The sequence below is a fragment of the Nocardioides jejuensis genome (assembly GCF_004337475.1).
GTDB lineage: Bacteria > Actinomycetota > Actinomycetes > Propionibacteriales > Nocardioidaceae > Nocardioides > Nocardioides jejuensis.
In genome coordinates, this window is the sequence record NZ_SJZJ01000003.1 from 134,542 (window position 1) to 147,479 (window position 12,938).

The window sequence follows — 12,938 nt, forward strand, 5'->3', positions numbered from 1 at the left end:
TGGCCCCCGTCACGTCAGGCACCGGATCCATGAGGAGGAGCGAGGCATGACGGCAACGGAGGCCCGGCAGCCCGAGAGCGCCCAGCTCGGCGCCCAGCTCAAGGCGGTGCGCATGGCCCGACGCATGACCCTCGCCGACGTCGCCGAGGCCGCCGGCATCACCAAGGGCTTCCTCTCCAAGATCGAGCGCGACCAGGCCACGGCCTCGGTCGCGACGCTCATGCGGATCTGCGAGTCGCTGCAGATCTCCGTCGGCGAGCTCTTCGATGCGCCCTCCGGTGACGTCGTACGCCGCGCGGCGTACCCGGTGATCAACTTCGGCGGCGTCGGGATGACCGAGTTCCTGCTCACCCCCCGCGGTGAGCAGCGGCTGCAGGCGATCCTCAGCGAGATCGAGCCCGGTGGCGGCAGTGGCGACGAGCCGTACAGCCTGCCGGCCGACGTCGAGTTCGTCTTCGTCGTGTCCGGTCGCCTGGCCGTGACCCTCAAGGACGAGGAGATCGTCCTCGAGCAGGGCGACACGCTCACCTTCGCGCCGCACGCACAGCACACGTTCCGCAGTGCCCTCGAGTCCGGCACGACCCAGGTCCTCTGGGTCTTCTCGCCGGCCCTGCCGTCGCGCGACTGAGCCGGCGACCCCGTTCCACCCCACCCAGATCGGAGACCCCGACATGTCAGAGACGTCCACCCCGACCACCACCCCGGTCGGTCCCGTCGACTCCTCGAAGACGCCCCGCTTCGCCGGCATCGCGACCTTCGCGCGGCTGCCCCGCCTCGAGGACGTCGGTCGTGCCGACATCGCCGTGATGGGTGTGCCGTTCGACAGCGGTGTCTCCTACCGCCCGGGTGCGCGCTTCGCGCCGGCCCAGATCCGCGAGGCGAGCCGGCTGCTGCGGCCGTACCACCCGGGGCTCGACGTCTCCCCGTTCGCCGCCGTCCAGGTGGCCGACGCGGGTGACATCGCCTGCAACCCGTACAACATCCCCGAGGCCCTCGACGCCGTGCAGGAAGGTGCCTCGAACCTCCTCGACGCCGGCTCGAAGATCGTCACGATCGGTGGCGACCACACCATCGCGCTGCCGCTGCTGCGTGAGATGAAGCGTCGTCACGGTCCTGTGGCGCTGCTGCACTTCGACGCCCACCTCGACACCTGGGACACCTACTTCGGCGCGGACTACACCCACGGCACGCCGTTCCGCCGGGCGTTCGAGGAGGACCTCCTCGACACCGAGGCGCTCACGCACGCGGGTATCCGCGGGCCGCTCTACTCCAAGGAGGACCTGACCGACGACGCCCGCATGGGCTTCGGCATCACCTCCGCGATGGACGTCATGAACCAGGGCGTCCCCGCTGTCGTGCAGGCGCTCCGCGAGCGCATCGGTGACCGCCCGCTCTACATCTCCATCGACATCGACTGCCTCGACCCGGCCCACGCCCCCGGCACCGGTACGCCGGAGGCGGGCGGCCTGACCAGCCGCGAGCTGCTCGGCATCCTCCGTGGCCTGGCCGGCACCAACATCGTCGGCGCCGACGTCGTCGAGGTGGCCCCGGCGTACGACCACGCGGACATCACCGCGGTCGCGGCGTCGCACGTGGCCTACGAGCTGGTCTCCCTGATGGCGCTCCAGGGTCGTTGAGGAAGGCCGCCCCATGAAGATCGCCGTCTGGCAGACCGGCTCGGCCGACCTCGGCCGGCTCCGGGTGCGCGCGCTCGAAGCGTCGGCAGCCGGCGCCCGTCTGCTGGTCACGCCCGAAGCCTTCACCAGCGGGTACGCCGTGCCCGGCATCGCCGAGGTCGCCCAGCCCGCCGACGGCGCCTGGCACGACGCGATCGCGGAGATCGCCGCCGAGGCGGGCATCGCGATCCTCTACGGCCACCCCGAGCGGGACGGCGAGGAGATCTTCAACAGCGCGACCCTGATCCACCGCGACGGCACCGTCCTCGCTCAGCACCGCAAGGCGCACCTGTACGGCGACGTCGACTGGTCGACGTACACGCCGGGGTCGTCGCTCGATGCTCTCGTCGAGCTCGACGGCGTCCGGCTCGGCATCCTGATCTGCTACGACGTCGAGTTCCCCGAGTCGGTGCGTGCACTCGCGCTGGCTGGCGCGGATCTCGTCGCCGTCCCCACCGCGCTCATGCGCCCCTACGAGGTGGTCGCGCGCACGCTCGTGCCCGCGCGCGCCTACGAGAACCAGGTCTTTCTCGCCTACGCGAACCGGAGCGGGTCCGAGGGTCCGCTCACGTACTGCGGCGAGAGCTGCGTGGTCGGCCCCGACGGGTCCGACCTCGCCCGTGCAGGCTCCGGTGACGAGCTGTTGCTGGCCGAGATCGATACGGCCCGGCTCGCGGCATCGCGCGCCGACAACACTCACCTCGGCGATCGCCGGCCGGAGCTCTACGGATCCCTGATCCAGCCGCGCACCGGTGACGCCCCAGCCACCGGAGAGGAGCACGACCGATGACCTCGGCCGTCCCCACCAACGCCACCACCCCTGACGGGCCCGCCAAGCCGATCACGATGTTCGGCCCGGACTTCCCCTTCGCGTACGACGACTACGTCGCCCACCCCGCCGGCATCGGCTCCGTGCCGACCGCCGCGCACGGCACCCGCGTCGCCATCGTCGGCGGCGGACTGTCCGGCATGCTCGCCGCTCGCGAGCTGCTCCGGATGGGTCTGCGGCCGGTGGTCTACGAGGCCGACCGGATCGGCGGCCGGATGCGCTCGGTCCCCTTCGAGGGGCACCCGGGCATCGTCGCCGAGATGGGCTCGATGCGGTTTCCCCCGTCGTCGACCACGCTGTTCCACTACCTCGACGAGATGGGCCTGCACACCGAGGCGTTCCCGAACCCGCTGTCCGAGGCCACCCCCAGCACCGTCGTCGACCTCAAGGGCGAGACCCACTTCGCGCGCACGCTGGCCGACCTCCCCGAGGTCTACACCGAGGTCGCCGAGGCCTGGACCCGCGCTCTCGAGGAGCACGCCGAGCTCGGCGCCCTCACGGAGGCGATCCGCGCCCGCGACACCGCGAGGCTCAAGGAGATCTGGAACGAGCTGGTCCGCCGCTACGACGACGAGACCTTCTACGGCTTCCTCGCCCGCAGCGACGCCTTCAAGAGCTTCCGGCTGCGCGAGATCTTCGGCCAGGTCGGCTTCGGCACCGGCGGCTGGGACACCGACTACCCGAACTCCATCCTCGAGATCCTCCGTGTCGTCCTCACCGCGGCCGACGACCACCATCGCGGCATCGTGGGCGGCTCCCAGCAGCTGCCGGAGCGGCTCTGGTCGCGACCGGTCTCCGGTGCCGCGCACTGGCCCGAGGGCACGTCGGTGCAGGGTCTCCACGACGACGGTCGGCCGCGGCCCGCCGTCACCGAGATCCGGCGTACGGCGGGGGACCGGTTCACGCTCCACGACGCCGACGGCCGGATCGACACCTTCGACCTGGTCGTCTACACGGCCCAGTCCTGGATGCTGCTCAACACGATCCGCACGGACGAGGGGCTGCTGCCGATCGACCACTGGACCGCGATCGAGCGCACGCACTACATGGGCTCGAGCAAGGTCTTCGTGCTCGTCGACCGCCCGTTCTGGAAGGACCTCGACCCCGCGACCGGCCGCGAGGTGATGAGCATGACTTTGACTGACCGGATGAGCCGCGGCACGTACCTGCTGGACCAGGGTGAGGGGCAGCCGGGCCTGATCTGCCTCAGCTACACGTGGTCCGACGACTCCCTGAAGCTGCTCCCGCTCGACGCCGAGGCGCGGATGGACCTGATGCTGAAGTCGCTCGGGGCGATCTACCCCGGCGTCGACATCCGCTCGCACGTCATCGCATCCCCGGTGACGATCTCGTGGGAGGCGGAGAAGGCGTTCATGGGCGCGTTCAAGGCGAACCTGCCGGGTCACTACCGCTACCAGGAGCGGCTCTACACGCACTTCATGCAGGACCGGCTGCCGGCAGAGTGCCGCGGCCTCTTCCTCGCCGGCGACGACGTGTCGTGGACGGCCGGCTGGGCCGAGGGTGCGGTGACCACCGCGCTCAACGCGGTCTGGGGCGTCATGCACCACCTCGGCGGCAGCACTGCGCCGGAGAACCCCGGCCCCGGCGACGTGTTCGACGAGATCGCGCCGCTGGTGCTCGAGGACTGAAACGACCACAAGGCGACGAGATCTTCACCTGGGTGAAAGGTCTCGTCGCCTGTCGTTTCTTCGGGCGGTGCAGGTCTTCGCCCGGGTGAAGACCTGCGCGCCGACCCGCTCACCCGGGCCGGACGCGTCAGATCGCCGTCAGCAGCTCGTCTGCCTGGGCGCGCAGCGCGAGTGCTGCCTCGCGGTGGCCCGCGACGGACGCCGGGACCGGCTCCCAGTACGGCGTGGTCGCGGCCTCGTCGGCGGCGATCTCGTCCTCGTCACGGGCCAGCTGGAGCAGCAGCGAGCGCACATGGATCGCCGTACGGCTGTCGATGGGGGTGGTCTTCATGGCCTCGCCTTTCTGTGTCTGCTCACTGTGTCTGCTCCGAGGGATGCACTTTCCAGTGAAGGCCGGTCGAGGCTCTGCGGCGACCCCCCGATTAGTCATTTCTCTCGTCCATTCGGGGGAGCACGTTCGTGCGGGCACGGACGTGGTTCACTCGCGGTCATGATGATGGCGCTCGACCTGCTCGCGATCTTCGTCTTCGGTGTCGCGGGCGGACTGACCGCAGTGCGCATGCGCATGGACATCGTGGGCGTCGCCGTGCTCGGCACGGTGTCCGGCATCGGCGGCGGCATGATGCGCGACGTGCTGATCGGGGCACTGCCGTCCCCGCTGCTCTCCGACTGGCGCTATCTGTGCGCTCCGCTGGTGGGCGGCCTGCTCACCTTCTGGTTCCACCCGGCCATCGGCCGGCTCCAGCGGGCGATCAACATCGTCGACGCGTTCGGACTGGGGCTCTTCACCGTCGCCGGCGCGGTCAAGGCGACCGAGCACGGACTGGGTCCGGTCCCGGCCACGATGCTGGGCGTGATGACCGGCGTCGGGGGCGGCGTGCTCCGCGACGTCCTCACCCGACAGGTCCCGGAGCTCCTCCGCGCGGGAACGCAGCTCTACGGCACCACGGCGCTCGCCGGCGCGGCGTTGACCGTGGCGGCGATGCGCCTCGATGCGCCCACCGTCGCGGTGATCCTGATCGGTGTCACCGCCACGACGGGCTTCCGGCTGCTCACGATCTGGCGTGGCTGGACGGCACCGGCTCCTACGCGGTTGCCGCCCCTGCCCTGAGGCGTCAGCCCTTGGCCGCAGCCTTCTCGGCAGCCTTGGCGGCCTTGCGCTCGGCGCGCGCCTTCTTCTCCTCGACGTCGAGGCGCTCGGCCTCCTCGAGGGTGGGCGCAGAACCGCCGAGGCGGGCGGGCAGCCACCAGGCGCCGGCCGGCTTCTGGTCGGCCGGGTACGCCGCGATGCACTCGTCGAGCAGGGCAGCCATCCGCCGGTGCAGCTCGGCGGTCTCCGCCACGGCGTCCTCACCGGTCGGGAAGTACGGCTCGCCCACGCGGATCACGACCGCCGTGCCGCGGCTGAGGTCGCGCTTGTGGCCCTTGGTCTGCACCCGGTGGAAGCCGAAGTGCACGACCGGAACGACGGGCACGCCCGCGGCAGCAGCCATGCGGACGGCACCGGTCTTGATCTCCTTGATCTCGAAGCTGCGCGAGATCGTCGCCTCGGGATACACACCCACGACCTCGCCGCTCTTCAGCGCGTCGACGGCGACCTGGAAGGCCTCGGCGCCGTTCGAGCGGTCGACGGCGAGGTGGTGGAAGGAGCGCATGAGCGGGCCGCCGACCTTGTGGTCGAAGACCTCCTTCTTCGCCATGAAGCGGGTGTAGCGCTTGTTGCGCTCGCCCGGGTAGCCGCTGGCGATGAAGTCGAGGTAGGAGTTGTGGTTGCACGCGATGACCGCACCACCCGTGGCGGGGACGTTCTCTGCACCCGCCATGTCGACCTTCAGGCCGACGCGGAACCACGACTTCGCGACGGCGATGATGATCGGGTAGGTGATGTCCATGCGGGGGTGCTCCTCGGGTGGCTGACCGGTCGACCGTGCGTCGGAGCCGGAGAGGGGCCCCAGACTGCCATGGTGGCGGTCCCGGAGGACAGATTCCTGACGGCACGGGGTGAATCCGGCGTGAAACCTTGTTCGGCAGGAACAACCACTACCCGACGTACGCCGGCAGGTCAGCGCTGTGCGGCGGCCTGGATCACGTCGGCGATCAGCGTGCCCATGTCGAGCCCGGCCGCCTGCACCGAGAGCGGCACGATCGAGGTCTCGGTGAAGCCCGGGGCGACGTTGACCTCGAGGAACCAGACCTTCCCGTCGGCGTCGACGATCAGGTCGGAGCGCGACAGGTCGCGCAGGCCGAGTGCCTGGTGCGCGGTGAGGGCGACGCGCTGGCACTCGGCGGTCAGCTCGTCCGACAGCGCAGCCGGGGTCTGGAACGTCGTGCTGCCGGCGGTGTAGCGGGCGCTGAAGTCGTAGATGCCGCCGTCGGGCTTGATGCCCACGACCGGCAGGGCCCGCGGCCCGGAGCCGTCGTCGACGACCGGCACGGCCACCTCGTCGCCGTCGATGAACTGCTCGAGCAGCGCGACCGTGCCGTAGGCGTAGGCGCTCACCATGGCCGACGGCAGCTCGTCGGCGGCGCGCACCACGGTGCAGCCGAGCGCCGACCCGCTCTTGGCCGGCTTGACCATCAGCGGCAACCCCAGCCGCTCGACCAGGAGGTCCATGACGGCCGCAGCACCGAGCTCGCGGAACGACTCGGCGGGCAGCACGATGGACGCCGGCGTGTGGAGCCCGGCGCGCTCGGCAATGGTCTTGGCGACCGGCTTGTCGAAGGCGACGCGGCAGGCCTCGGCGACGGCGCCCACGTAGGGGATGCCGAGCAGGTCGAGGACCTCGCGGATCGTGCCGTCCTCACCGGTCTCGCCGTGCAGCATCGGGACGACGCAGGCCGGCTTGTCGGCCAGCAGGGCGGGCAGCAGCGAGGAGTCGACGTCGCGCTCCTCGACCTCGAGGCCCACCGAGCGCAGGGCCTCGGCGACCCGGCGTCCGGAACGGAGCGAGACGTCGCGCTCGTGGGACAGACCGCCCGCGAGCACCACGATCCGACCTGACAGGCGTGCGGCGGGCACGGGGTTCTCGGTCACGGTCGTCTCCATGTCTGGTGGATCAGGAAAGGTCGTTGCTGGGCGCGTCGTAGTCCGACGCGCGGATCGCCGGGATGGTGCCGGTCGCGCCGAACGTCTCGCGCAGCTCCATCTCCGCCTCCAGTACGCCGGCCAGTCGGCGTACTCCCTCGCGGATGCGCTCCGGCGTCGGGTAGCAGAAGGACAACCGCATGGACGAGGAGCCGAAGCCGTCGGCGAAGAACGCGGTGCCCGGCACGTACGCCACCCGGGCGGTGACGGCGCGCGGCAGCATCGCCTTGGCGTCGATGCCCTGCGGGAGGGTCACCCAGACGTAGAAGCCGCCGGTCGGGACGTTCCAGCGGCAGGCAGCCGGCATGAAGTCCTCGAGCGCGCTGATCATCGCGTCGCGGCGCTCCTTGTACATCGTGCGGAACGCCTCGACCTGGCCGAGCCAGTCGTGGTTCTCCAGGTAGCGCGAGATCGCCATCTGGGAGAACGCGCTGGGGCACAGCGTGGCCGACTCCTGCGCGAGCACGAGCTTCTCGCGGACCGCGTGCGGCGCGAGCGCCCAGCCGACCCGGAAGCCGGGAGCGAAGGTCTTGGAGAACGAGCCGAGGTAGATGACGCCCTCGGCCTCGTCGGCGCGGAGCGCGCGGTGGATCCGGCCGTCGAAGCCGAGCAGGCCGTAGGGGTTGTCCTCGAGGATGAGGATGTCGGCCTCGCGGCAGATCCGGAGGATCTCCGGGCGGCGCTCCTCGCTCAGGGAGATGCCGGCGGGGTTGTGATAGTTCGGGATCGTGTAGAGGAACTTGATCGTCCGGCCGGCCGCCTTGGTTGCCGCGATGGCCTGCTCGAGCGCCTCGGGGATCAGTCCGTGCTCGTCCATCTCGACGTGGACCATGTCGGCCTCGTACGCGCGGAAGACGCCGAGCGCCCCGAGATAGCTGGGAGCCTCGACGAGCACGACGTCGCCCGGGTCGATGAAGATGCGCGTCACCAGGTCGACCGCCTGCTGCGAGCCGACCGTGACGACGATGTCGTCCGGGTGTGCCTCGATGCCCTCGAGGCGCATGACGTCGCAGATCTGCTCGCGCAGCTCGGGCGTGCCCTGGCCGGAGCCGTACTGCATCGCGACCGGGCCGTCGTGGGCGATCAGGTCGGCGATGCCCTTGCCGACCACGTCGAGCGGGAGGTCGCTGATGTTGGGCATGCCGCCGGCGAGGCTCACGACCTCGGGACGGCTGGCGACGGAGAAGAGTGCGCGGACCTCGGAGGCCTTCATCCCCTCGGTGCGAGCGGCGTACCTGTCGACGTACTGGTCGAGCCGCGTGCTGCGTCGGGAGATGTCGCTCATGATGGAGACAAGTTTAGGAGGTGGCGTCCATGGGTTTGTCCCGTCGTCCGGTCCGGCTGACCGTCGACCACCTCGCGGCGTTCGAGGGACATGCGCGCGAGTGCCTCTTCTGGCAGCTCGATCCGGTACGCCGCGAGCGCCTCACGCCCGACGAAGCGGCCGAGCAGAAGCGCGACTGGGTCGCGTCGGTGCTCCTGGAGTGGGGCGCCTGCGGCCATGTGCTGCTCGACGACGGCCGGGTCGCCGCGCACGCGTTCTATGCGCCGCCGGCGTTCGCTCCCGGGAGTGCGGGCCTGCCTACGGCGCCGGTCACCCCGGATGCGGTGCAGCTGTTGACGGTGCAGGTCGCCGAGGAGTACCGGGGTGGCGGGCTGGGCCGGCTGCTCGTGCGTGCGGCCGCGAAGGACCTGGTCGACCGGGGCGTCGTCGCGATCGAAGCCTTCGGTGCGTCGAGACCCGGGTTTTCGCGCGTCGAGTCCCGGGTTTCGGCGCCTTCATTCCCGGATCGTGGCGGGTGCGTGGTGCCGGTCGGGTTCCTCACGGCGGTGGGGTTCCGCACCCAGCGCGCGCACCCGGCGTACCCGCGGATGCGGATGGACCTGCGCTCGACGCTGTCGTGGAAGGACGAGGTGGAGCAGGCGATCGGCGCGCTGCTCGGCGCCGTACGCCCGGTGAAGCAGCCGAAGCCGGCCCCGCCGGCCGTGCGGGACTAGGGCGTGTCTGACAAACCCTGCGCCTGCTACGCGGCGGTTTGTCAGACACGCCTAGCCCTGCCGGCGGATCTCGAGGAAGTCCGCGATCCGCTCGATCGCCTCAGCGAGCACGCCTCCGTCCGGCAGCGTGACCAGCCGGAAGTGGTCCGTCTTCGGCCAGTTGAAGCCGGTGCCGTGGGTGATCAGCAGCTTCTTCGCGCGCAGCAGGTCGATGACGAACTGCTGGTCGTCCTCGATCGGGTAGATCTCCGGGTGCAGGCGCGGGAAGCAGTAGAGCGCGCCCTTCGGCCGGACGTTGGAGACGCCCGGGATCTCGTTGAGCAACCGGTCGGCCAGCATCGACTGCTCGTAGAAGCGACCACCCGGGACGATCAGCTCCTCGATCGACTGGTAGCCGCCGAGCGCCGCCTGGATCGCGTGCTGCGCCGGCACGTTGGAGCACATCCGCATGTTGGCGATCAGCGTCAGGCCTTCGAGGAAATCGGTGGCGATCTCCTTCGGCCCGGACACCATCACCCAGCCCGCGCGATAGCCGCAGACCCGGTACGCCTTCGACAGGCCCGAGAAGGTCAGGCACAGCACGTCGTCCCCGGCGTACGTCGCGGCGTGGTGGTGGACGGCGTCGTCGAAGAGGATCTTCTCGTAGATCTCGTCGGCCATCACGACGAGGTTGTGCCGCCGCGCAATGTCGACGAGACCCTTGACGACGTCCTCGGAGTAGACGGCGCCGGTCGGGTTGTTGGGGTTGATGATCACCAGCGCGTGGGTGTTCTCGGTGATCTTGGCCTCGATGTCGGCGAGGTCAGGGTTCCACCCGTTCTCCTCGTCGCAGAGGTAGTGCACGGGGGTGCCGCCCGACAGCGTGACCGCGGCGGTCCACAACGGGTAGTCCGGGGCCGGCACGAGGATCTCGTTGCCGTCGTCGACGAACGCCTGCAGCACCATCGAGATCAGCTCGGAGACGCCGTTGCCGATGAAGATGTCGTCGACGCCGACCGCGCGGAGGCCGTGCGCCTGGTAGTAGTTCATGACTGCCGTGCGGGCCGACCAGATGCCCTGGGAGTCGCTGTAGCCGGCGGCCTTGTGCAGGTGGTGGACCATGTCGGCCACGATCTGCTCGGGCGGCTCGAAGCCGAACGGGCCGGTGTTGCCGATGTTGAGCTTGAGGATCCGGTGGCCCTCGGCCTCCAGCCGCTGCGCCTCGACGAGGATCGGTCCGCGTACGTCGTACCGGACACCCTGCAGCTTCTTGCTCTGTCGAATCTGGCGCACGTCGTCATTGTCGCAGGTGCCCCGCGGCGGCGTGCGCTGGCCGAAACCCGGGTCTGGGCATGCAAAAACCCGGGTTTCGGCGGACCAAAACCCGGGTTTCGCGTGGGGCGTGTCAGCCGATGAAGGCCTCGAGCTCCTTGAGGAGCGCGCCCTTCGGCTTGGCGCCGACGATCGTCTTGACGATCTCGCCGTTCTGGAAGACCGCGAGCGTCGGGATGCCGGTGACGCGGTAGTTGGACGGCGTCACGGGGTTCTCGTCGACGTTCATCTTGAGGAACGTGAGCTTGTCGCCGTGGGCGGTGTTGATCTCGTCGAGGATCGGGGCGACCTGGCGGCACGGGCCGCACCACTCGGCCCAGAAGTCCACGAGGACCGGCTTGTCGGACTTGAGGACGTCGGCGTCGAACGCGGCGTCGGTCACGGCGGGGATGTTGCCCACGGTTTTCCCTTTCGGTTGCCCTGCTTCACCGGTGTTGGCGAGCGCGGGGTAGTCAGCTCAGAGGCTTGGTACGGGGGTTCAAACAGTACGTCGGGAGGATGCATTCCCGACGCAGGTGATCAGTTGCAGCCGGCCTCGACGGCAGTCGCCTCGGCGCTGCCGGCGGTCGATGCCGCGTGGTCGAGCGCCGCGATGAAGCGCTCGGTGTCGAGGGCAGCCGCGCAGCCGGAGCCCGCCGCGGTGATCGCCTGCATGTAGTGCGTGTCGACCAGGTCGCCCGCGCCGAAGACACCGGTGACGTTGGTGTGCGTGTTGGGCGAGCTGACCAGCACGTAGCCCTCGTCGTCGAGGTCGACCTGGCCCTTGACCAGCTCCGAACGCGGGTCGTGACCGATCGCGACGAAGAGACCCGTGGTCTCCAGGTCGCGGGTCTCGCCGGTCACGGTGTCGCGGATCGTGATCGACTCGAGCGACTCGGTGCCGTTGATGGAGGCGACCTCGGCGTTCCAGACCATCTCGATCTTCGGGTCGGCGAAGGCGCGCTCCTGCATCGCCTTCGACGCGCGGAGCTCGCCGCGGCGGTGCACGAGGTAGACCTTCGAGGCGAAGCGCGACAGGAAGGTGGCCTCCTCGACCGCGGAGTCGCCGCCGCCGATGACCGCGATGACCTGCTCGCGGAAGAAGAAGCCGTCGCAGGTGGCGCAGTAGGAGACACCGCGACCCGAGAGCTCGTCCTCGTTGGGGAGACCGAGCTTCCGGTGGGCCGAGCCCATCGCGAGGATGACGGAGCGGGCGCGGAACTCGCCGTCGTACGTCTTGACGACCTTGATGTCGCCGGTGAGGTCGACCTCGGTGACGTCGTCGGTGACCAGCTCGGCGCCGAAGCGCTCGGCCTGGGCGCGCATCTCGTCCATCAGGGCCGGGCCCATGATGCCGTCGCGGAAGCCGGGGTAGTTCTCGACCTCGGTGGTCTGCATGAGGGCACCGCCGGCGCTGACCGCACCCTCGAAGACCAGCGGCTTGAGGCTGGCGCGCGCGGCGTAGACCGCGGCGGTGTAGCCGGCCGGACCGGAGCCGATGATGATGACGTTGCGGACTTCGCTCATGAGCGGATGGCCTCCTGGCCGGTGGATCGGGTGACGTGTGCTGCTGGCGTGCTCAACCGATCCTAGGCGCGCGTTGTTCCGTTCCTGGGCTCAGTCCAGAGGGAGCGTCGTCGGTGCGCCGCCGTCACACGGGTACGCCGCGACCAACGTCGCGCCGTCCTCGGGCCGCAGGACGAGGATCACCGGCTTCGACCGGAGGAGTCCGCGGAAGAGCCGGGTGTCGACCGGGAGGTCCGGCGGGAGGTCCGTGCGGCACACGGCGGCAGCAGCGGCGTACAGCTCCCCGGTGGGGCCGTCGGTGTCCACCTGGGCGTGGGGCACCGAGTCGGTTCGCACGTTGTTGAGCGACTTCGCCGATGCCAGCACGGGACGGATCGGCCGGACCTGCGTGATGTCGTGGTGCGCGAGGTAAGCGCGCTGCTCCGGGGTCAGCCGCAGCTGCACCAGACCGGAGGTGGTGCCGCTGAGGTTGTCGAAGGTGTTGTCGAGGTCGTGGGCGCCGGCATCGGCACCAGCCAGGCTCGACGGGGACGGCGCCGTCGCCTCGGCGCGGTCGGCCGTCTGGAGCGAGTGGGAGTCGCTCGTGTGCTGGAGCCACTGGGTGCCTCCGACGCCGATGACCGTCGCCGCCGCAGCGGCGACGAGCAGCGTCATCCGGCGGTTGCGGCGGCGGAAGCGGTCGATCGGCACGACCGTGGAGTACGCGGCGGGCTCGCCGCCGAAGGTCTCGTTCACGAGCTCGGCGAGCCGGTCGTCGAGGCGTGCGGCGACCGCGTCCGGCAGCGGTGCCTCGTGGCGGGCGGCGCGCAGGGCGCGGCGTACGGCCTCGGTCTGGGCCGGCGTGAGGTCGTCGGACATGGTCACCTCCTCGGTGGTGCAGCGGG

At 70.2% G+C, this 12,938-nt stretch carries 14 protein-coding genes; 6 read left to right on the forward strand and 8 right to left on the reverse strand.

The genetic code is table 11. The annotated features are described in order from the left end of the window. Positions 1 to 46: 46 nt before the first annotated feature. Genes EPD65_RS03280 through EPD65_RS03295 form a run of 4 tightly spaced genes read left to right on the forward strand, consistent with a single transcriptional unit; the run spans position 47 to position 4,154 of the window. Positions 47 to 628, forward strand: coding sequence for a helix-turn-helix domain-containing protein (locus tag EPD65_RS03280; RefSeq protein WP_131581724.1), 582 nt, complete (start codon positions 47 to 49; stop codon positions 626 to 628). Positions 629 to 671: 43 nt separating this feature from the next. Beyond that, a complete protein-coding gene (speB, locus tag EPD65_RS03285) occupies positions 672 to 1,637 on the forward strand; it encodes an agmatinase (RefSeq protein WP_131581725.1) in 966 nt (321 codons plus the stop codon). Between the two features lie 13 nt (positions 1,638 to 1,650). Next, positions 1,651 to 2,466 carry a carbon-nitrogen hydrolase family protein gene (locus EPD65_RS03290; protein ID WP_131581726.1) on the forward strand — a complete coding sequence of 272 codons (816 nt, stop codon included), beginning with the start codon at positions 1,651 to 1,653 and terminating at the stop codon, positions 2,464 to 2,466. Then, positions 2,463 to 4,154: a flavin monoamine oxidase family protein gene (locus EPD65_RS03295; RefSeq protein ID WP_131581727.1), complete on the forward strand. Its 1,692-nt coding sequence runs from the start codon at positions 2,463 to 2,465 to the stop codon at positions 4,152 to 4,154. The genes EPD65_RS03290 and EPD65_RS03295 overlap by 4 nt, the downstream gene beginning before the upstream one ends. A 127-nt stretch (positions 4,155 to 4,281) precedes the next feature. On the opposite strand, the gene EPD65_RS03300 is transcribed toward EPD65_RS03295, so the two are convergent. Continuing rightward, on the reverse strand, positions 4,282 to 4,485 hold the full coding sequence (locus tag EPD65_RS03300; protein WP_131581728.1) for a hypothetical protein: 204 nt from the start codon (positions 4,483 to 4,485) through the stop codon (positions 4,282 to 4,284). 159 nt (positions 4,486 to 4,644) lie between these two features. Between EPD65_RS03300 and EPD65_RS03305 the strand changes: the two genes are divergently transcribed. Further along, positions 4,645 to 5,265 (forward strand): trimeric intracellular cation channel family protein, encoded by a 621-nt coding sequence (locus tag EPD65_RS03305; protein WP_131581729.1) that lies wholly within the window; start codon positions 4,645 to 4,647, stop codon positions 5,263 to 5,265. A 4-nt stretch (positions 5,266 to 5,269) separates the two neighbouring features. On the opposite strand, the gene EPD65_RS03310 is transcribed toward EPD65_RS03305, so the two are convergent. From EPD65_RS03310 to EPD65_RS03320, 3 genes are all read right to left on the reverse strand, one after another. Further along, on the reverse strand, positions 5,270 to 6,046 hold the full coding sequence (locus EPD65_RS03310; RefSeq protein ID WP_131581730.1) for a lysophospholipid acyltransferase family protein: 777 nt from the start codon (positions 6,044 to 6,046) through the stop codon (positions 5,270 to 5,272). A 170-nt stretch (positions 6,047 to 6,216) separates the two neighbouring features. Continuing rightward, a complete protein-coding gene (locus tag EPD65_RS03315; protein ID WP_243640424.1) occupies positions 6,217 to 7,188 on the reverse strand; it encodes a D-alanine--D-alanine ligase family protein in 972 nt (323 codons plus the stop codon). Between the two features lie 22 nt (positions 7,189 to 7,210). Further along, on the reverse strand, positions 7,211 to 8,524 hold the full coding sequence (locus EPD65_RS03320; RefSeq protein ID WP_131581731.1) for an aminotransferase-like domain-containing protein: 1,314 nt from the start codon (positions 8,522 to 8,524) through the stop codon (positions 7,211 to 7,213). A gap of 29 nt (positions 8,525 to 8,553) precedes the next feature. Here EPD65_RS03320 and EPD65_RS03325 point away from each other — a divergent pair, with 29 nt between their 5' ends. Continuing rightward, on the forward strand, positions 8,554 to 9,237 hold the full coding sequence (locus tag EPD65_RS03325) for a GNAT family N-acetyltransferase (protein WP_243640425.1): 684 nt from the start codon (positions 8,554 to 8,556) through the stop codon (positions 9,235 to 9,237). Positions 9,238 to 9,288: 51 nt separating this feature from the next. On the opposite strand, the gene EPD65_RS03330 is transcribed toward EPD65_RS03325, so the two are convergent. From EPD65_RS03330 to EPD65_RS03345, 4 genes are all read right to left on the reverse strand, one after another. Beyond that, positions 9,289 to 10,509 carry a pyridoxal phosphate-dependent aminotransferase gene (locus EPD65_RS03330; protein ID WP_131581732.1) on the reverse strand — a complete coding sequence of 407 codons (1,221 nt, stop codon included), beginning with the start codon at positions 10,507 to 10,509 and terminating at the stop codon, positions 9,289 to 9,291. Positions 10,510 to 10,621: 112 nt separating this feature from the next. After that, complete coding sequence (trxA, locus tag EPD65_RS03335; RefSeq protein WP_131581733.1) at positions 10,622 to 10,948, reverse strand: thioredoxin; 327 nt, start codon at positions 10,946 to 10,948, stop codon at positions 10,622 to 10,624. A gap of 119 nt (positions 10,949 to 11,067) precedes the next feature. Next, positions 11,068 to 12,054, reverse strand: a complete 987-nt coding sequence (gene trxB / locus EPD65_RS03340; protein ID WP_131581734.1) for a thioredoxin-disulfide reductase — start codon at positions 12,052 to 12,054, stop codon at positions 11,068 to 11,070. A 90-nt stretch (positions 12,055 to 12,144) separates the two neighbouring features. Beyond that, positions 12,145 to 12,912 (reverse strand): hypothetical protein, encoded by a 768-nt coding sequence (locus EPD65_RS03345; RefSeq protein WP_131581735.1) that lies wholly within the window; start codon positions 12,910 to 12,912, stop codon positions 12,145 to 12,147. Positions 12,913 to 12,938: the final 26 nt, after the last annotated feature.